17 protein-coding genes and 1 pseudogene are annotated in these 18484 nt (G+C 49.9%); 10 read left to right on the forward strand and 8 right to left on the reverse strand.

What is annotated here, in order from left to right; translation table 11 throughout:
* Window positions 1-150: 150 nt before the first annotated feature.
* Window positions 151-669 carry a YbaK/prolyl-tRNA synthetase associated domain-containing protein gene (locus tag ACLD4F_RS01410; protein ID WP_010989016.1) on the reverse strand — a complete coding sequence of 173 codons (519 nt, stop codon included), beginning with the start codon at window positions 667-669 and terminating at the stop codon, window positions 151-153.
* A 49-nt stretch (window positions 670-718) separates the two neighbouring features.
* On the reverse strand, window positions 719-2212 hold the full coding sequence (gene dgcJ / locus ACLD4F_RS01415; protein ID WP_023193575.1) for a diguanylate cyclase DgcJ: 1494 nt from the start codon (window positions 2210-2212) through the stop codon (window positions 719-721).
* A gap of 294 nt (window positions 2213-2506) precedes the next feature.
* Here dgcJ and ACLD4F_RS01420 point away from each other — a divergent pair, with 294 nt between their 5' ends.
* Window positions 2507-2707 carry a hypothetical protein gene (locus tag ACLD4F_RS01420; RefSeq protein WP_016705258.1) on the forward strand — a complete coding sequence of 67 codons (201 nt, stop codon included), beginning with the start codon at window positions 2507-2509 and terminating at the stop codon, window positions 2705-2707.
* Window positions 2708-2851: 144 nt separating this feature from the next.
* Here ACLD4F_RS01420 and ACLD4F_RS01425 read toward each other — a convergent pair whose 3' ends face one another.
* Both ACLD4F_RS01425 and yeaG read right to left on the reverse strand, forming a co-directional pair.
* Window positions 2852-4138, reverse strand: coding sequence for a YeaH/YhbH family protein (locus ACLD4F_RS01425; RefSeq protein WP_000219717.1), 1287 nt, complete (start codon window positions 4136-4138; stop codon window positions 2852-2854).
* A gap of 122 nt (window positions 4139-4260) precedes the next feature.
* Window positions 4261-6195: a protein kinase YeaG gene (yeaG, locus tag ACLD4F_RS01430; RefSeq protein WP_001518010.1), complete on the reverse strand. Its 1935-nt coding sequence runs from the start codon at window positions 6193-6195 to the stop codon at window positions 4261-4263.
* A 425-nt stretch (window positions 6196-6620) separates the two neighbouring features.
* On the opposite strand from yeaG, the gene ACLD4F_RS01435 reads away from it, so the two are divergent.
* The 3 genes from ACLD4F_RS01435 to ACLD4F_RS01445 all read left to right on the forward strand — a co-directional run bounded on the left by ACLD4F_RS01435 (window position 6621) and on the right by ACLD4F_RS01445 (window position 9807).
* Window positions 6621-7367, forward strand: coding sequence for a MipA/OmpV family protein (locus ACLD4F_RS01435; RefSeq protein WP_000163762.1), 747 nt, complete (start codon window positions 6621-6623; stop codon window positions 7365-7367).
* A gap of 289 nt (window positions 7368-7656) precedes the next feature.
* Window positions 7657-8853: an anaerobic sulfatase maturase gene (locus ACLD4F_RS01440; RefSeq protein ID WP_023249654.1), complete on the forward strand. Its 1197-nt coding sequence runs from the start codon at window positions 7657-7659 to the stop codon at window positions 8851-8853.
* A gap of 96 nt (window positions 8854-8949) precedes the next feature.
* Entirely contained in the window at window positions 8950-9807 is an 858-nt protein-coding gene (locus tag ACLD4F_RS01445; RefSeq protein WP_000843751.1) for an aldo/keto reductase, read from the forward strand.
* Window positions 9808-9905: 98 nt separating this feature from the next.
* Here the strand turns inward: ACLD4F_RS01445 and ACLD4F_RS01450 are convergent, their stop codons facing one another.
* Together ACLD4F_RS01450 and gapA are read right to left on the reverse strand one after the other, a co-directional pair.
* Window positions 9906-10790, reverse strand: a complete 885-nt coding sequence (locus tag ACLD4F_RS01450; RefSeq protein WP_411010643.1) for a D-hexose-6-phosphate mutarotase — start codon at window positions 10788-10790, stop codon at window positions 9906-9908.
* Between the two features lie 334 nt (window positions 10791-11124).
* Window positions 11125-12120 carry a glyceraldehyde-3-phosphate dehydrogenase gene (gapA, locus tag ACLD4F_RS01455; protein ID WP_000153505.1) on the reverse strand — a complete coding sequence of 332 codons (996 nt, stop codon included), beginning with the start codon at window positions 12118-12120 and terminating at the stop codon, window positions 11125-11127.
* A 341-nt stretch (window positions 12121-12461) separates the two neighbouring features.
* Here gapA and msrB point away from each other — a divergent pair, with 341 nt between their 5' ends.
* Window positions 12462-12875 carry a peptide-methionine (R)-S-oxide reductase MsrB gene (msrB, locus tag ACLD4F_RS01460; protein WP_001519539.1) on the forward strand — a complete coding sequence of 138 codons (414 nt, stop codon included), beginning with the start codon at window positions 12462-12464 and terminating at the stop codon, window positions 12873-12875.
* Window positions 12876-12916: 41 nt separating this feature from the next.
* Complete coding sequence (locus ACLD4F_RS01465) at window positions 12917-13195, forward strand: YeaC family protein (protein WP_001046864.1); 279 nt, start codon at window positions 12917-12919, stop codon at window positions 13193-13195.
* A gap of 103 nt (window positions 13196-13298) precedes the next feature.
* Here the strand turns inward: ACLD4F_RS01465 and ACLD4F_RS01470 are convergent.
* A pseudogene (locus tag ACLD4F_RS01470) lies at window positions 13299-13793 on the reverse strand (glycosyl hydrolase family 18 protein); the annotation flags it as partial.
* A 21-nt stretch (window positions 13794-13814) separates the two neighbouring features.
* The gene (locus tag ACLD4F_RS01475; RefSeq protein ID WP_411010644.1) at window positions 13815-14057 is read right to left on the reverse strand and encodes a hypothetical protein; all 243 of its coding nucleotides are present in this window, start codon (window positions 14055-14057) and stop codon (window positions 13815-13817) included.
* 30 nt (window positions 14058-14087) lie between these two features.
* Here ACLD4F_RS01475 and ACLD4F_RS01480 point away from each other — a divergent pair, with 30 nt between their 5' ends.
* The 4 genes from ACLD4F_RS01480 to ACLD4F_RS01495 are packed head-to-tail and all read left to right on the forward strand — an operon-like array spanning window position 14088 to window position 18482.
* Window positions 14088-15164, forward strand: a complete 1077-nt coding sequence (locus tag ACLD4F_RS01480) for a zinc-binding dehydrogenase (protein ID WP_000645184.1) — start codon at window positions 14088-14090, stop codon at window positions 15162-15164.
* Window positions 15165-15190: 26 nt separating this feature from the next.
* Window positions 15191-16570, forward strand: a complete 1380-nt coding sequence (locus tag ACLD4F_RS01485; RefSeq protein ID WP_079982667.1) for an MFS transporter — start codon at window positions 15191-15193, stop codon at window positions 16568-16570.
* A gap of 10 nt (window positions 16571-16580) precedes the next feature.
* The gene (locus ACLD4F_RS01490) at window positions 16581-17624 is read left to right on the forward strand and encodes an NAD(P)-dependent alcohol dehydrogenase (protein WP_080094921.1); all 1044 of its coding nucleotides are present in this window, start codon (window positions 16581-16583) and stop codon (window positions 17622-17624) included.
* 21 nt (window positions 17625-17645) lie between these two features.
* Window positions 17646-18482, forward strand: coding sequence for a ketose-bisphosphate aldolase (locus tag ACLD4F_RS01495; RefSeq protein WP_080108922.1), 837 nt, complete (start codon window positions 17646-17648; stop codon window positions 18480-18482).
* Window positions 18483-18484: the final 2 nt, after the last annotated feature.

The raw sequence follows: 18484 nt of genomic DNA on the forward strand, positions 1-18484 counted from the left end.
CCAAAACGCGTTAGCGTTTTGAACGCCGCTTGCGGCGGTCCGAAGGGCGAGCGTAGCGAGTCAAACCTCACGTACTACGTGTACGCTCCGGTTTTTGCGCGCTGTCCGTGTCCAAACTGGCTGCGCCAATAACGCCTGGTGGGATAGGCTCTAAGCCGTTGGCGATGACTGAAAGCGGCGGAAGACTGCCAGTTCTGGTCGGGCGATGCGTAGATAGTCCTGTGTATTCATAATGACTGATTTTTCCAGCAGGCCGGCATTAAAGGCAATTTCATCGAAACGCTCAAACAGGAGCGGATCGGCGACCAGTTTCAGATTGGGGTGAAAACTGAAAGGCGGGATTGCGCCAAAAACGCAGCCGGTCAGCATATCGACTTCCGCCGGGCTGGCAAGGGAAGCGCGTAAGCCGCCCAGATGTGAAGCAAGCTGAGAGAGGTCGGCTTGCTGATCGGCCGCCAGAATAGCAAGAACGTGCTGGTTGACGCCGTTGCCTTTGACTTTACAGACCAGCGCTTTTGCGCCCTGGCCCAGCGCAGTACCGCGTATTTCAGATACCGCTTCGCATTTTCCTACCGCTTCATGGTTCACCACACGATAGCGCGCGTTCTCCTGGGTTAATAAAGCCACTAAACGTTGGTGTGTAGCGACACCCTTCGCGACTTCAGTCATTTCGGCCATTTCTCACTCCTGGTGCAATATGAACATTTACTGCGAAGCACTATGATGAACGATGTTGTTTTTGTTGTTTGTTCAGATAGAGCTGCGCATCGGAAGCCTGGTAGGCATCATTAATCGTATCATTGGGCTGCATATTATAAATCCCGGCAGAAAAATGGACTGTCTTATCCGGTGCGATAATTTGCAGGTTACGAATAATACGCTCCGGCAGATGGATAGCCAAATCCGCCGCGTAATCAACAAGAATAATACAGAACTCATCGCCGCCGAGGCGAATGGCGTAATCGCTTTTACGAATCGATGTTTTAATCGCTTTCGCCAACAGGGTAATAATTCGGTCGCCTTCCTGATGCCCCTGGGTATCGTTGATCAGTTTTAACCTATCGCAATCAATAGCGACAAATGTCACCGGCGTCCCGGTATTGACCAGGCGTTGCAATCGCTGCTCCAGCACCGGTGTTAATATTTTACGGTTGTAAAGCCCGGTCATGGCATCGCTAATATTTTCGCGTGTGACGTTGCGATAAAGCCGAAAGTGCATCCGTACCATATTAAGCAGGAGCGCCGTTGCCAGTAAGTAAAAGGCGAGCGCTTTCCAGGACGAGACAAGGAAATAGGTTAAATCAAGGGACAACGAAACGCGCAGCCCACCAGGGATATCATGGCTATAATTCACATATTGAAACAGATTATTTTTGCTTTGATTAATAATAATTTCTTTTCCGGAGTCCATATCCTTTAGTGTTACGTTAAGATAGCGCCAAACCAGCGGACGGTCCTGGGTATAAAAAATATTTTTTAAATTATCCTGGTTAACATCCACCATCACGATACCTTTTAACGCTCCCGCCAGATAGACTGGCGTTAAAAAGCTCATGACGTTTTCCTGGGTAATATCATCCATGTAAATACTTGAAATAACCGTACGGCCGGTAAAAAGTTTATCTATATCTTTTCTGTTAATACCCATTGTGCCTTTTTGTAAAAAAGTCCAACGATGCATGGCGAAGCGCCGTGAGTTGATTAAATCATAGAAATAGACATAATGTTTATTTAAATCAACGTAATAACGGAATTTAAGCTCCAGTGTGCCCAGCCCGTGACTGTGGTCGTCCTGCGAACGGTTGATGCTTACCGCCTGATCAAACGCAGGCAGTAAAAGGGCGTCATCAAGATTATCGGTACACTGTGTAGCGGCGGTTTGCAGGGTGCCATGTAGCGCCGGATAATTATGCCGGGTCAGGTTGACGCCGTGCGTACCGTTAATAGCCTCAAAGGCGTCGCAAAACGCGCGGCGTTTTTCTGCGGTGACGGGGTCTCCCGGCGCTTCAAAAGTTCGCATCAAATGTGCGGCGATGCTTTGATTCTGGTACTTATCGTACAAAAACGACGAATCGGCTCTCTCCATGATATAACGCATATAGGCATTCATTGCCCTGTCGCTGGCAATAAGTTCGTAAATCAGGAAGGACGATGTCAAAACGATGACGCTTGCCGAGATAAAGTGCCTGAGCGCTTTATGATGCAAATTCATGATGAACTACAGCCCTGAAAGTCGGATGCGTTAGTTTACCATAGCGATGAGAATTCCTCTAATAGACTGTTTAAAAATAAAACGTGTTGATGTTATGGAATAAAAATCATTCTCGGTTTAATAAACCAATTAATACGCTGTGTTTATATTTTCATGTGTGACTATTGTGATAAAAACTAAATTTTTAATCAATAATACTGATCTATTTGTGACAAAAAGAAAATAACCTTTATTATGATGATGAAAGGAGTGTGAAGTGGTAAGGATAATAATGTACTTCCGTTCGGAGGCGCTATGAAACGATTTAAAGAGATGGCTGTGATTTTATTTTTTGCATTACTGGCAGCAGGTTTTACGTCGTCGGCGATGGCGGATGATCCTTTTTCACATGTTTTGGATCATGTTTTTGATAAAGTCCCTGCCTGTCACATTGTTCCTCCTGGAGTGGGGCAACCAGGACATTTGGGGCCTTGGTCTTGGCCTTGGTGTTATTAACATGATGGAATTCTATTAATGGGTTAAATTACCCGATATGCCGGAATACCTTCATTCAGACTATTCGCGGGTAATTGCTTCAGTCATAAAAACCGAACACCAGGTTTATTAAAATCCGCCCGACATATGAACGGGCGGGTTTATTTATGCACTTTGATTGGCGCTCTGTTTCTGAAACAATTCGCGGAATACCGGATAAATATCCTCCTGATCGCGAATATGCTGCATGGCGAAGTTATCGAACGTCGCCTGCAGATGTTCATACTCGCGCCATAAGGTCTGGTGGGCGCGGCGGGTAATCTCAATATAGCTGTAATAGCGCACTACCGGCAGCAGCTTTTTCGCCAGAATCTCATGACACAGCGGTGAATCGTCGGCCCAGTTATCACCGTCTGACGCTTGCGCCGCATAGATGTTCCATTGCCCCGGGTCGTAGCGCTCTTTAACCACTTCATCCATGAGTTTAAGCGCGCTGGAGACAATCGTCCCCCCGGTCTCTTGCGAATAAAAGAACTCATGTTCGTCCACTTCCTTCGCCTGGGTATGGTGGCGGATATAAACCACTTCTACGTTCTTATACGTTCGGCTCAAAAACAGATAAAGCAGAATGTAAAAACGCTTGGCCATATCTTTGGTTGCCTGGTCCATCGAACCCGAGACGTCCATCAGACAGAACATCACCGCCTGGCTGGAGGGCTCAGGCCGTTTTTCATAATTTTTATAGCGTAAATCAAAGGTGTCGATAAACGGCACTCGCTCGATTTTAGCCCGTAGCTCGGCAATCTCCCGACGTAACCGCTCCTCTTCAAGCAGTTGCGCTGGTTCGCTTTTGCTGATGGTCTCCAGTTCCGTTTCCAGCGCGTGCAGTTCGCGGCGTTTTCCTGCCGTCATTGCTGTACGGCGCGCCAGAGAGTTTTGTAGCGAACGTACCACGCTGATATTGGCCGGTACGCCGTTTGAGGTGAAACCGGCGCGGTGAGTTTTATACTCGTTAAGCTGGCGATGCTGGTTTTTCTTCAGATTAGGCAGCGCTAAATCTTCAAAGAGCAGATCCAGATACTCATCTTTTGAAATCTGAAAAACAAACTCATCCTGGCCTTCGCCGTCCTGGCTGGCCTGACCTTGACCGCTGCCGGAACCGCCGCCGCCACCGCCTTGCGGACGCTCAATGCGATCATTCTGGATAAAGTGATCGTTACCCGGATGGACGCGATGGCGCAGACCGCCGCGCCCCTGATGAAACATCGGTTCGCTAATATCATCGGTTGGAATAGAGACGGACTCTCCGCTGTCGACATCGGTCACTGAGCGTTTATTAATCGCTTCGGAAATTGACTGCTTAATTTGTGCTTTATAACGACGCAAAAAGCGCTGGCGATTCACCGTGCTTTTATTTTTGCCGTTAAGACGTCGGTCTATGAACCAGGTCATATGCCCCCCGTACTGCCAACTGAGCGCCTGTTCTGTCAGTGCCGAATAGCGCTAACGCTTAGCCAGTCTACAGAACATTACTTTGTAGGCCCGGTAAGCGCAAGCGCCACCGGGCATTAACATCACGACGATTTACGCACGCGCAGGTACCACTCGCACAGCAAACGAACCTGCTTACGGGTATACCCTTTCTCCATCATCCGATCGACAAAGTCGTCATGCTTTTTCTGCTCGTCAGTCGATGTCTTGGCGTTAAAAGAAATGACCGGCAACAGCTCTTCAGTATTAGAGAACATTTTTTTCTCAATCACCGTGCGCAGCTTCTCGTAACTGGTCCAGTTTGGATTACGGCCGCTATTGTTGGCTCTGGCGCGCAGGACAAAGTTGACGATCTCGTTACGGAAATCTTTCGGGTTACTGATACCCGCCGGCTTCTCAATTTTCTCCAGTTCGGCGTTCAGCGACTCGCGATCGAACAGTTGACCGGTATCCGGGTCGCGATACTCCTGATCCTGAATCCAGAAATCCGCATAAGTCACGTAACGATCAAAAATGTTTTGCCCGTACTCAGAATAAGATTCGAGATAGGCCGTCTGGATCTCCTTGCCGATAAATTCGGCGTATTTCGGGATCAGGTAGCCTTTCAGGAACTCCAGATAACGTTCAGCCTGCTCCTGCGGGAACTGCTCACGCTCGATTTGTTGTTCCAGAACGTAGAACAGATGTACCGGGTTTGCCGCCACTTCCGCATGGTCGAAGTTGAATACGCGGGAGAGGATCTTAAAGGCGAATCGGGTGGAGAGACCGTTCATCCCTTCGTCCACACCCGCATAGTCGCGATACTCCTGGTACGATTTAGCTTTGGGGTCGGTATCTTTCAGGCTTTCACCGTCATAAACGCGCATTTTCGAGTAAATACTGGAATTTTCCGGCTCTTTCAGGCGGGAAAGAATCGAGAAGCGCGAAAGCGTTTCCAATGTGCCCGGCGCGCAGGGCGCATGAGCCAGCTCGCTATGATTAAGTAGTTTCTCGTAGATTTTGATCTCTTCGGAGATTCGCAGGCAATAAGGCACCTTCACAATATAGACACGGTCGAGGAACGCTTCGTTATTTTTATTGTTACGGAAAGTCACCCATTCAGATTCGTTTGAGTGGGCAAGTATGATGCCATTAAAGGGCAGGGCGGAAATACCTTCCGTACCATTGTAGTTACCTTCCTGAGTTGCGGTCAGCAAGGGGTGCAGCACCTTAATAGGCGCTTTAAACATCTCGACGAACTCCATGATCCCCTGGTTAGCGCGGCATAGCGCGCCAGAGTAACCATACGCATCCGGATCGTTCTGGGCGTGATGTTCGAGTTTACGAATATCCACCTTGCCGACCAGCGCCGAAATATCCTGGTTGTTTTCATCGCCGGGTTCCGTTTTGGCGATGGCAATCTGCTCCAGAATGGAGGGCCAGACTTTCACCACGCGGAATTTAGTAATATCGCCGCCAAACTCATGCAGGCGTTTGGCCGCCCACGGGGACATAATCGTACCGAGATAGCGGCGCGGAATACCGTACTCTTTTTCCAGAATCTGCGCGTCTTCCTGCGGATTAAACAGGCATAACGGATGATCGTTGACCGGACTACGCTCGCCGTTGGCGCTTAAAACATAAATTGGCACGCGCTGCATTAGCGATTTCAGCCGTTCAGCGAGCGATGATTTGCCACCCCCCACAGGTCCCAGCAAATAGAGAATTTGCTTCTTCTCTTCCAGCCCTTGCGCCGCATGTTTCAGATAAGAGACAATCTGTTCAATCGCGTCTTCCATGCCGTAAAACTCTTCAAACGCAGGATAGCGAGCAATAACCCGGTTGGAGAAGAGTCGGGAAAGTCGGGGTTCCTGGGCAGTGTCGACCATATTAGGCTCGCCGATAGCCATTAATAGCCGCTCTGCCGCGTTGGCATAAGCACTGCGATCTTGCCGACAAATGGTAAGAAAATCCTGCAGTGTGAACTCTTCGTCCTTGGCAGCTTCGTAACGCTGGCGATAGTGATCGAATATATTCATGATATGCCATCCTTTCGTTTTTTCGCACATGTTAAGAGCCGTTCATATGAATAGTAGAGGCTCCCGGAAGAAGTAGACTGAACGCCGTCTCTGCTAAGGAAAAAAAGCAACTCTCATGCCATTTTATTGGTCAGAAGATTAACGTGTCCGGTGATACACCTTCTTAACATTAAGCGTAGATGGCATTTGCAAAACTTGCCTGTACGCGTCAGTGGATTTCGATGACATATCAATAACTCATCAGGTAGAAAAGGCTGGTGGATATCAGAAAAAGCGTTCCCGGTCACATAACGATCATCAGCCGATCATCTGAAAATAATCGGTGGTGGTGATATTAAACGGTTACATTGTGTAAAATAGTTGGGCTTACAGGTATTGGCGGTTACACTTTTGCCGCAGAACATTTGAATAAGGAATTATGGATTGTGACCAAACTTAAACTTCTGGCTCTTGGCGTGTTTATTGCAACATCCGCCAGCGTCGCGCACGCTGAAAGCAACCTGACGTTGGGCGCAGGCGTTGGTGTGGTTGAACACCCTTATAAAGATTACGATAGCGATGTTTATCCGATACCGGTCATCGCTTATGAAAGCGAAAACTTCTGGTTCCGTGGTCTGGGCGGCGGGTACTACTTGTGGAATGACAATGCCGATAAGTTGTCAATCATGGCATACTGGTCCCCGATGTACTTCAAACCGGGCGACAGCGATGACCATCAGTTGCGTCGTCTGGACAGGCGTAAAAGTACTATGATGGCGGGCGTTTCTTACGCGCATCACACCCAGTATGGATTCCTGCGTACCTCACTGGCAGGGGATACGTTGGATAACAGTAACGGTATTGTCTGGGATCTGGCCTGGCTGTATCGGTATACCAATGGCGGGCTGACCTTAACGCCAGGTATCGGGGTTGAATGGAATAGCGAGAACCAGAACGATTACTATTACGGCGTATCACGTAAAGAATCTTCGCGTAGCGGCCTGCGCGGCTATAACCCGAACGATAGCTGGAACCCGTATCTTGAACTTAGCGCTAACTATAATTTCGCCGGTAACTGGAGCGTATATGGTACTGCGCGCTACACCCGCCTGTCGGATGAAATTACCGACAGCCCGATGGTGGATAAATCCTGGACCGGTATCCTTTCTACTGGCGTGACCTATAGATTCTGATTGATTGAATTTGCCGGAAAGATCATGACAAGGCCTGCGTTATGCAGGCTTTGTGCTGTCTGAAACGCGAACATGGCGGCTTGCATAAATGCGCTGTTGACCGGGTATGGTACAGCCTTACGTGATTTATACTTTGTTACATCAATTTAAAAAACTAGCCTTTTATATGAAAAATCCAGGTGATTACAACTGCGCTAACAATTAGCGTAATAATTGTTGCAATGCTGGTTGATATCGCCCTGTCACGTCCCGCTTATGCTATACCCATTCTTCACAGCGAGTAAGACGAATGAGCATAGTATTCAATACCGTAGCCAAGCCCAGCGGCAGTCTGTGTAACTTATCCTGCAAGTACTGTTTCTATCTTGATAAACCCCGGGGCCAGCGCGTCATGTCTGACGATGTGCTGGAGACGTATATCCGCCGGGTAATTGATGATACGCCATCATCAGAGGTCTCGTTTTGTTGGCAGGGGGGAGAGCCGACGCTATGCGGTCTTTCTTTTTACCAAAAAGTGGTGTGCTTACAGCAACGCTATGCCAACGGCAAAACTATTTACAACAGTCTGCAAACCAATGGCGTATTAATCAATGAAGAGTGGGCGGCTTTCTTTGCGCAGCACCAGTTCCTGATTGGTATATCGATTGATGGGCCGCAAGTCGTTCATGATAATTACCGGAAAACGCCGTCAGGGCGGGCGTCTTTTTCCCGGGTCGTTAATGCTATCCGCCTTCTGCAGGCAAATGATGTCGAGTTCAACACGCTCACTGTCGTGAATGATGCGTCATGCCGTCATGGCAACGCTATTTATCATTTTTTGACGCAGGAACTGGAAAGTAAACACCTGCAATTTATTCCCATTGTTGAGCCGCTCGCACAAAAAGCGCAGCGTTCTTTGACGTTATCTGACAATGAGGATTCGCCTTCGCTGATGCCCTTTTCCGTTACGCCTGAAGGGTGGGGCGCCTTTATGTGCGATGTTTTTGATCAATGGATACGTCACGATGTCGGACGCATATTCGTACAGCTTTTTGACAACTTACTTGGCGTCTGGATGGGGGAGCCCGCCACGCTTTGTACGATGCAGTCGACCTGCGGGCAAAGTTTGCTGGTGGAGCAGAATGGCGACGTGTTTAGCTGCGACCATTTTGTTTTTCCCGCCTATAAACTGGGCAATCTGCAGCAACACTCTTTAGAAGAAATGGCGGCCTCTCCTTTTCAGCAGCAGTTTGGCGCGGCTAAAGCAAACCTTTCCTCACGCTGCCAGAACTGTACGTGGCGCTTTGCCTGTCACGGCGGTTGTCCGAAACATCGAATTTGCATGGACGGCGGCGAACGGCAAAATTATCTCTGTAAAGGATATCTGGAGTTCTTTCAACATGTGACGCCCTATATGAATGTGATGCGTCAATTATTACTGAATCAGCGACCCGCCGCGCATATTACCCGCATCGTCGACATGATTGCGGATGACGTTCGTCAGTGACAAGAAAATCGCCCCCTTGCGCGGTATGATGCCGGACATTACCGTAGGGTCTAAGAGTCCTGTATTGTTTTACCGTCGAGTGACATTGAAAAGGAAATGAAATCAGTGAAAAACGTAACGTTTTGCGGGCAGGTGACGCTTCCTGCCATCGGACAGGGAACATGGTATATGGGCGAGCGCGCGGATCAACGTCAGCGCGAGGTTTCGGCGTTGCGCGCGGGGCTGGATTTGGGGTTACGCCTTATTGATACAGCGGAAATGTATGCCGACGGCGGGGCGGAAAAGGTCGTGGGCGAGGCGTTAGCAGGGCGACGCGATGAGGCATTTCTGGTGTCAAAAGTGTACCCGTGGAACGCTGGCGGTCAGAAGATAGTTGCCGCCTGTGAAGAAAGCCTGCGTCGTCTGAAAACAGATTATCTCGATCTCTATCTATTGCACTGGGCCGGAAGCTTTTCATTCGAAGAGACCGTTGAAGGTATGGAGCGGCTAATCGCGCAGGGGAAAATTCGCCGTTGGGGAGTCTCTAATCTTGATTATGACGATATGCAGGCGCTGTGGCGCATCCCTGGGGGACAGCAATGCGCGACAAATCAGGTGCTCTATCATCTGGCGTCACGCGGTATTGAGTATGATTTATTGCCGTGGTGTCAACAACAGCGAATGCCAGTGATGGCCTATAGCCCGCTGGCGCAGGCTGGCCGGTTACGTAGCGGTTTACTGAATCATCCGGTGGTGAATGAAATTGCGCAAGCGCATAACGCTACGGCGGCGCAAATCTTACTGACGTGGGTGATTGCGCATCCGGGCGTGATGGCGATCCCGAAAGCCGGAAGTACAGAACACGTGAAGCAAAATGCGGCGGCGCTTGAGATCGCCTTGTCAGCAAACGAACTTGCCTTACTGGACAACGCCTGGCCTGCGCCAAAAGGGAAAACCGCGTTGGATATGGTGTGACGCCGGATAAAATGTGTAAGCGCCGCCATCCGGCAAGTCATGCCTGATGGCGGCTGACGCCTTCCAGAGCCTATAGCAACGCCGTTATCCATTCACTTTTAGCGTTTAGCGACGCAGATAGTCTGCGCCAGACGAGAGGGTTTTTCTTCTGTGGCTTGTTGCGGCGCAGTAGCGTAAACCGTTTCAACGCAGACAAACGTTTTATAGCCGTCATCCGGCATGTCGCCCATGCTGATGGACAACGCCGGGCCAGGGTTCCAGCCTACGACGTTAAGGTGATGGTGGTGAACTACATCAATCGTGCGGTTTAATGTCGCATCGTGGATCACGCTACATGCTTCAGGATTGAGGTAAACGCGATCGGTACGGTCCGGAAAGGTTTGTATACCGCCGGCCAGGACACCTTCTTTAGCGTCGTTAACTTTATCAATAAACCGATCGCCGAGTCCGCTGACCTTAACGTTGGCGATGTCGCCAACGTTAAAATAGCTGTGGAGCGCGGATGTGGTTGCAAACTCGCCATGCGCTTCCAGTTCAATTTCACAGGTTTTACCCATTTTAAAACGTGCCAGCAGCGTGAAATCGTGCGGCCAGTATTTCCGGGTGGCCTCACTGCTTTGCAGCTCAAATGTCAGCATTACGCCATTATCATCTTCATTATGCGCTTTTAGCGCCCACGGTAGATTACGCGCAAAGCCGTGTGACGGCAGACCTTGTTGAGCCGCAGGTCCAAACCAGGGCCAGCAGAACGGTACGCCGCCGCGTAGCGCCACGCCGGTTTTGAAAGGCGTATTATTACTGAGCCACAATACCTCTTCCTCGCCAACGGGTTTCCAGGAGAGAAGGTGCGCGCCCTGTAATGCAAAAGAGGCTTTAACCTGCGGATGGTCAACGACGATCAGATCCAGGTCATCAAGCTGACGACGGGAAAGGACAGGGGTAAGCTGTTCGATAACCGGGAGGGCAAAAATTTTATTAATCATTACGCAATCCTCTTAACCCTAAATAATTCGAGTTGCATGACAAGGCGCTTGTGCCTTGACCAGTGCTTGCGCTGGCCCGTAGAGGCGAGGCCGCAGGCCGAGTAACGCGGCAAGTGAACGACAAATTCATCGGGAACGAATTTGAACAACCGTAGGTCATCTCCGGCCAGGGACATGGACATCCCTGATTCATCCCGATAAGTTCGACTTCCGTCAGTGATTCGGGTGAGAAAGCATAGCCAACACACCTGCAACTTGAAGTATGACGGGTATATCTTTAAGCAAAAAAAAGAGCGACCTGAGTCGCTCTTACCAATGACTGTGTCATCTCAACTTATTTGGAGATGTGAGCAATCAGGTCCAGTACTTTGTTGGAGTAACCGGTTTCGTTATCGTACCAGGAGACCAGTTTCACGAAGTTGTCGTTCAGCGCGATGCCTGCTTTAGCATCGAACACGGAAGTGCATACTTCGCCGTTGAAATCGGTAGATACAACGTCGTCTTCGGTGTAACCCAGAACGCCTTTCATTTCGCCTTCGGCAGCAGCTTTAACAGCAGCTTTGATCTGCTCGTAGGTAGCCGCTTTTTCCAGACGAACGGTCAGGTCAACAACGGATACGTTCGGAGTCGGAACGCGGAACGCCATACCAGTCAGTTTGCCATTCAGTTCCGGCAGTACTTTACCTACCGCTTTAGCAGCGCCAGTAGAGGACGGGATGATGTTCTGAGATGCGCCGCGGCCGCCGCGCCAGTCTTTGTGAGACGGGCCATCAACGGTTTTCTGGGTTGCGGTAGTCGCGTGAACAGTAGTCATCAGACCTTCGATGATACCGAAGTTGTCGTTGATAACTTTAGCCAGCGGCGCCAGGCAGTTGGTGGTGCAGGAAGCGTTGGAAACGATGTCCTGGCCTTCGTATTTGTCAAAGTTAGCGCCTTTAACAAACATTGGGGTGTTGTCTTTAGACGGACCCGTCAGAACCACTTTTTTCGCGCCAGCGGTGATGTGTTTACGCGCGGTTTCGTCAGTCAGGAAGATACCGGTAGCTTCAGCCACTACGTCAACACCAACTTCGTCCCATTTCAGGTTAGCCGGATCGCGTTCAGCGGTAACACGGATTTTTTTACCGTTAACGATCAGATGACCGTCTTTCACTTCAACAGTACCGTCGAAACGGCCGTGAGTGGAGTCATATTTCAGCATGTATGCCATGTACTCTGCGTCTAACAGGTCGTTGATTGCAACGATCTCGATGTCAGAACGTTTCTGAGCAGCACGGAAAACAATGCGACCGATACGGCCAAAACCGTTGATACCTACTTTGATAGTCATATATTCCACCAGCTATTTGTTAGTGAATAAAAGGTTGCCTGTAAAATTACAAAAACCTTACGCAGCGTCAAGCGGAATCGTGTCAATCATTGCGACAAATCAATCCTCTGCACAACCTTTGCGCGGCTGATTCGCCTCACTCTTCCTTTCGGCTTGAAACCACATGGGGGCGCCGCCCCGAATTTTAAAGGGCAACCGAGATAATAATGTGACATCAGTCACGATTCGTGAGCCGCCATTTCGCAATGATCAAGTTTAGAACAAAAGTTGGTACTGAGGTGTTAATGTTTTGTTAGAATCGGTCAGGCAATGTGAGCACGTTTAAAGTGAGATGTGAGCAAATGGCTAACCAACCTTCAGCAGAAGAACTCAAGAAAAAATTGTCCGAAATGCAATTCTACGTGACGCAGGATCGTGGCACAGAACCGCCATTTACCGGACGCCTGCTACATAATAAACGCGATGGGGTTTATCACTGCCTGGTCTGTGATACGCCGCTTTTTCACTCCCACACCAAATACGATTCAGGCTGCGGCTGGCCTAGCTTTTACCAGCCTGTCAGCGAAGAGGCGATTCGTTACATAGACGATTTTTCTCATGGAATGCAGCGTGTCGAAATTCGTTGCGGTAACTGCGATGCGCATCTCGGACACGTTTTCCCGGACGGGCCGCAGCCAACCGGTGAGCGCTATTGCGTTAACTCGGCCTCGCTGGCCTTTTCTGACGAGAAAAACGGCGATCAACTGAAAGGCTGAAAAAACGATTCAGCAAATTATTCCACAGGAGCGGACACATCATGAATCTTGATGAGATCATTAACAGCATGACGCCGGAAGTGTATCAACGTTTATCCACCGCCGTTGAGCTGGGTAAGTGGCCGGATGGCGTGGCGTTGACGCCGGAACAGAAAGAAAACAGCCTGCAACTGGTGATGCTATGGCAGGCGCGGCACAATACCGAAGCGCAACATATGACGATCGATACTCACGGTCAGATGGTGATGAAAAGCAAGCAGCAGCTCAAAGCGGATTTCGGTATTACGTCAAAGCCGATTGCGACATTGAAAATGCAGTAACGGGTAGTCGGATAAGAGATAGTCGCCATCCGGCGGTTTCATTGCCAATGCGTTGTGCTTACCGGGCCTGCTCATTGCTGTCAGGCACAGGCCCGCCATATATTTACGAATAACGCTTAATGTCCAGTGAGTCCGCCAACTGTGTCGCTAACTGATTATTGTCATCGGCGGCCTATTCCCGGAACATTGTGCCGGCCAGCCCGCGCTTTTTAATCTGGTCCGCGTTGATCCCCACCGGCGCGGATTTTCATAAGAGAGGGCAAACAGTGCCTTCCCCCGGCAGACTTTACTGTCAGCAGCAGGCCAGGCGTTTGAGTCATACGGATTGGCGTTGAAATACTGCGTGCCATAAGGCCATGTCGTAAGTCATCAGATTGATAAAGTCGAGCTACGGGGCTATAGCTTTCACGTCCAGCCAGCTTTTCGGATTTTCCGCATTCGCGCCGACGGCGAGGGTGACCCGCTTTTGGGGCTCATTAGCTGACGAAGCGCTTTTAAATGCGACGTTAACCGAATATTCCCAGTCAAGAGCGATCCCATCGAGACCATATTTGTCGACAATCTTCTGCGCCGGTTTAATAAACACCGCGCGGGCTTCTTTAACGATCCTCTTTGACATCTAAAACAGAAACACGCCACAGAATGGAATGCGAAAAAATAACCGCAGCAGATTAGCGTCTTCATCCATGGAAACCTGCGCAGGCGTTCGCGCCGTCTTTCGCGATACGGCTTCCATCTTTTTGGTTTTATCGCCGTTTGTTTCGTTGAGTTTGTGATCTTGGTTGGCAAATACAGATAATTGTCTGTGTTTTAAAGATTTATCGTTGACCTTAAAGATTTTATGGATAAGTATGATGAGCATTGATGCACACCAAACACAAAGGAAGATGCAATGAAAGCACTGGCGAGATTTGGCAAGGCCTTTGGCGGCTACAAAATGATTGATGTCCCGGAGCCGGTATGCGGTCCGGAAGACGTGATTATCGAAATCAAAGCGGCGGCGATCTGCGGCGCGGATATGAAGCACTATAACGTTGACAGCGGGTCCGACGAATTTAACTCCGTTCGCGGTCATGAATTCGCCGGACGTATCGCGCGGGTGGGCGAAAAAGTGAAAGACTGGAAAGTCGGCCAGCGCGTGGTTTCTGACAACAGCGGACACGTTTGCGGCGTTTGCCCTGCCTGTGAACAAGGCGATTTTCTGTGTTGTACAGAAAAAGTCAATCTGGGTCTGGATAACAACACCTGGGGCGGTGGATTCTCCAAATACTGCCTGGTTCCGGGAGAAATCCTGAAAATCCATCGCCATGCCCTGTGGGAGATCCCGGAAGGCGTGGATTACGAGGAAGCCGCAGTTCTGGACCCTATCTGCAACGCCTATAAATCTATCGCCCAGCAATCCAAATTTTTACCCGGCCAGGACGTGGTTGTCATCGGCACCGGTCCGTTAGGTCTGTTTTCGGTCCAAATGGCCCGCATTATGGGGGCGGTAAATATCGTGGTGGTTGGTCTGGATGAGGATGTTCCTGTCCGTTTCCCTGTGGCCAAAGAACTCGGCGCGACGGCGTTTGTTAACGGCTCCACGGAAGATGTCGTCGCACGCTGCCGGGAGATTTGCGGCAAAGACAACCTCGGTCTGGTGATCGAATGCTCCGGTGCCAACATTGCGCTTAAACAGGCCATCGACATGCTACGGCCAAATGGTGAAGTGGTTCGCGTCGGTATGGGATTTAAGCCGCTCGATTTCTCCATCAACGACATTACTTCCTGGAACAAAAGCATCATTGGGCATATGGCCTATGACTCCACATCCTGGCGCAATGCGATTCGCCTGCTTGCCAGCGGCGCTATCAAAGTAAAACCGATGATCACCCATCGTATCGGTCTTTCTCAGTGGCGCGAAGGGTTTGACGCAATGGTCGATAAGACAGCCATTAAAGTGATCATGACCTACGACTTTGATGAATAACCCTTCTGCTAAAGGAACGTTATCGCATGGAACAGATAACAAAACCGCACTGCGGCGCCCGGCTGGATCGCCTGCCGGATTGCCGCTGGCATTCATCAATGTTTGCCGTCGTCGCCTTTGGTCTGCTTGTTTGCTGGAGTAATGCCGTCGGCGGATTAATTCTTGCCCAGCTCAAGGAGTTAGGCTGGACCGATAATTCCACGACAGCCACTTTCTCCGCCATTACCACAGCGGGGATGTTTCTCGGCGCGCTGGTGGGCGGCATTATCGGCGATAAAACCGGGCGCAGGAACGCCTTTATTCTTTATGAGGCAATCCATATCGCCGCGATGGTGGTTGGCGCATTCTCACCGAATATGAGCTTTCTGATCGCCTGTCGTTTTGTGATGGGCGTGGGATTAGGGGCACTACTGGTCACCCTGTTTGCTGGTTTTACCGAATATATGCCGGGCAGAAATCGGGGAACCTGGTCGAGTCGTGTTTCGTTTATTGGCAACTGGTCATATCCATTGTGTTCCCTGATTGCAATGGGGCTGACGCCGCTAATTAGCGCGGAATGGAACTGGCGCGTGCAGTTACTGATCCCGGCTGTACTGTCGCTGATTGCTACCGCGCTTGCCTGGCGATACTTCCCTGAATCTCCCCGCTGGCTGGAATCGCGCGGGCGTTATCAGGAAGCCGAAAAGGTCATGCAGGCCATTGAAGCAGGCATCGAACGTCAGACAGGAAAACCGCTGCCGCCGGTTGTTATTGAAAGCAGCGGCAAGCCTCCGCGTTCCGTACCTTATTCAGCGTTGCTCACTGGCGTATTACTGAAACGCGTTATTTTGGGTTCCTGCGTGCTGATTGCCATGAACGTTGTGCAATACACGTTAATTAACTGGCTGCCCACCATCTTTATGACGCAGGGCATCAACCTCAAAGATTCGATCGTTTTAAATACCATGAGTATGTTCGGCGCACCGTTTGGCATATTTATCGCTATGTTGGTAATGGATAAAATTCCGCGCAAAACCATGGGTGTCGGTTTATTAATTCTGATTGCCGTGCTGGGATATATTTATTCACTGCAAACCAGCATGTTGCTTATCACCTTAATTGGCTTTTTCCTGATTACCTTTGTCTATATGTATGTCTGTTATGCCTCGGCGGTCTATGTGCCGGAGATCTGGCCAACAGAAGCGAAACTTCGCGGTTCCGGCCTGGCGAACGCTGTCGGCAGAATCAGCGGTATCGCTGCCCCCTATGCAGTGGCGGTATTACTCAACGGTTATGGCGTGACGGGCGTTTTCGTCCTGCTGGGCACTGTCTCGATTATCGTCGCTGTTGCAATAGCGACTATCGGAATCGAGACCAGGGGTGTTTCGGTCGAAAGTCTGGGCATTGATAAGGTCACGAGTAAATAAAGGAATAAAAATGAAAAATTCAAAAGCGATATTAAAAACGCCTGGCACCATGACAATTATGGCGGCTGATATTCCAGTACCAAAAGAAAACGAAGTATTGATCAAAGTGGAATATGTCGGTATTTGCGGTTCAGATGTTCACGGTTTTGAATCCGGGCCATTCATTCCGCCGAAGGATCCAAATCAGGAAATTGGTCTCGGTCATGAGTGTGCCGGAACGGTCATTGCGGTCGGCAAGCGGGTAAGCAAATTTAAGCCAGGCGATCGGGTTAATATCGAGCCGGGCGTGCCGTGCGGCCACTGCCGCTATTGTCTGGAAGGAAAATACAATATTTGTCCGGATGTTGATTTTATGGCGACGCAGCCGAATTATCGCGGGGCCTTAACTCACTATCTGTGCCATCCGGAAAGTTTTACGTACAAGCTTCCGGACAATATGGACACTATGGAAGGTGCGCTGGTGGAACCCGCTGCTGTTGGAATGCACGCGGCAATGCTGGCGGATGTTAAACCGGGTAAGAAAATCGTCATTCTCGGCGCGGGCTGCATTGGTTTAATGACCCTGCAAGCGTGTAAGTGTCTGGGGGCGACCAATATCGCGGTAGTGGATGTACTGGAAAAACGGCTGGCAATGGCTGAACGACTGGGAGCGACAACCGTTATCAATGGGGCGAAAGAAGATACTGTCTCGCGCTGCCAGCAGTTCACCGACGATATGGGCGCCGATATTGTGTTTGAAACCGCCGGTTCCGCCGTCACAACTCAGCAAGCGCCGTATCTGGTCATGCGCGGCGGGAAGATCATGATTGTCGGCACTGTCGCGGGAGATTCAGCGATTAATTTCCTCAAAATTAACCGTGAAGTCTCCATCCAGACGGTATTCCGCTATGCCAACCGCTATTCGGTGACTATTGATGCCATCTCCTCCGGGCGTTTCGATGTGAAATCAATGGTGACGCATATTTACGATTACAAAGACGTGCAACGTGCATTTGAAGAGTCGGTGAATAACAAACGCGACATTATTAAAGGCGTTATTAAAGTTTGCGATTAATAAAAAACGGGAGAAACAGCGATGTTGGCAGATATAAAATATTGGGAAAATGATGCACAAAATAAACATTACGCGATTGCGCACTTTAACGTGTGGAATGCGGAAATGTTGATGGGAGTGATTGATGCGGCGGAAGAGGCAAATTCGCCGGTTATTATCTCCTTTGGTACCGGATTTGTGGGCAATACTTCATTTGAAGACTTCTCTCATATGATGGTTTCCATGGCTAAAAAAGCCTCTGTGCCGGTAATTACCCACTGGGATCATGGACGTAGCATGGACATTATCCATAATGCCTGGACGCACGGCATGAACTCGCTGATGCGTGACGCTTCATCCTTTGATTTTGAAGAAAATATTCGCCTGACCAAAGAAGCCGTTGATTTCTTTCATCCGCTGGGTATTCCGGTAGAGGCGGAGTTAGGGCACGTAGGGAACGAAACGGTGTATGAAGAGGCGTTGGCGGGGTATCACTATACCGACCCGGATCAGGCGGCGGAATTTGTAGCGCGCACCGGTTGTGACTCGCTGGCGGTCGCCATCGGCAACCAGCATGGCGTGTACACCTCTGAACCAAAACTGAATTTTGAGGTCGTGGAGCGCGTGCGCCAGGCAGTTTCCGTACCGCTAGTGTTACACGGCGCTTCCGGTATTAGCGACGCGGATATCAAAAAAGCCATTTCGCTGGGCATCTCGAAAATCAATATCCACACCGAACTGTGTCAGGCCGCGATGGTAGCGGTAAAAGAGAATCAGGATCAGCCGTTCCTGCATCTGGAACGCGAAGTACGCAAAGCGGTAAAAGCCCGCGCGCTGGAAAAAATCAAACTGTTTGGTTCAGATGGTAAAGCGGGATGATG

Source organism: Salmonella sp. 741265050_HSA, from assembly GCF_046569445.1.
In the GTDB taxonomy this organism is placed as follows: domain Bacteria; phylum Pseudomonadota; class Gammaproteobacteria; order Enterobacterales; family Enterobacteriaceae; genus Salmonella; species Salmonella enterica.

What these genes read in the sequence shown, in the direction of transcription:
- dgcJ (WP_023193575.1), bottom strand. Translation starts at nt 2,212, where the DNA reads ATGAATTTGCATCATAAAGCGCTCAGGCACTTTATCTCGGCAAGCGTC.
- ACLD4F_RS01490 (WP_080094921.1), top strand. Translation starts at nt 16,581, where the DNA reads ATGAAAAATTCAAAAGCGATATTAAAAACGCCTGGCACCATGACAATT.
- ACLD4F_RS01495 (WP_080108922.1), top strand. Translation starts at nt 17,646, where the DNA reads ATGTTGGCAGATATAAAATATTGGGAAAATGATGCACAAAATAAACAT.
- ACLD4F_RS01465 (WP_001046864.1), top strand. Translation starts at nt 12,917, where the DNA reads ATGAATCTTGATGAGATCATTAACAGCATGACGCCGGAAGTGTATCAA.
- ACLD4F_RS01425 (WP_000219717.1), bottom strand. Translation starts at nt 4,138, where the DNA reads ATGACCTGGTTCATAGACCGACGTCTTAACGGCAAAAATAAAAGCACG.
- gapA (WP_000153505.1), bottom strand. Translation starts at nt 12,120, where the DNA reads ATGACTATCAAAGTAGGTATCAACGGTTTTGGCCGTATCGGTCGCATT.
- ACLD4F_RS01485 (WP_079982667.1), top strand. Translation starts at nt 15,191, where the DNA reads ATGGAACAGATAACAAAACCGCACTGCGGCGCCCGGCTGGATCGCCTG.
- ACLD4F_RS01440 (WP_023249654.1), top strand. Translation starts at nt 7,657, where the DNA reads ATGAGCATAGTATTCAATACCGTAGCCAAGCCCAGCGGCAGTCTGTGT.
- ACLD4F_RS01450 (WP_411010643.1), bottom strand. Translation starts at nt 10,790, where the DNA reads ATGATTAATAAAATTTTTGCCCTCCCGGTTATCGAACAGCTTACCCCT.
- ACLD4F_RS01480 (WP_000645184.1), top strand. Translation starts at nt 14,088, where the DNA reads ATGAAAGCACTGGCGAGATTTGGCAAGGCCTTTGGCGGCTACAAAATG.
- ACLD4F_RS01475 (WP_411010644.1), bottom strand. Translation starts at nt 14,057, where the DNA reads ATGCTCATCATACTTATCCATAAAATCTTTAAGGTCAACGATAAATCT.
- msrB (WP_001519539.1), top strand. Translation starts at nt 12,462, where the DNA reads ATGGCTAACCAACCTTCAGCAGAAGAACTCAAGAAAAAATTGTCCGAA.
- ACLD4F_RS01420 (WP_016705258.1), top strand. Translation starts at nt 2,507, where the DNA reads ATGAAACGATTTAAAGAGATGGCTGTGATTTTATTTTTTGCATTACTG.
- yeaG (WP_001518010.1), bottom strand. Translation starts at nt 6,195, where the DNA reads ATGAATATATTCGATCACTATCGCCAGCGTTACGAAGCTGCCAAGGAC.
- ACLD4F_RS01445 (WP_000843751.1), top strand. Translation starts at nt 8,950, where the DNA reads ATGAAATCAGTGAAAAACGTAACGTTTTGCGGGCAGGTGACGCTTCCT.
- ACLD4F_RS01410 (WP_010989016.1), bottom strand. Translation starts at nt 669, where the DNA reads ATGACTGAAGTCGCGAAGGGTGTCGCTACACACCAACGTTTAGTGGCT.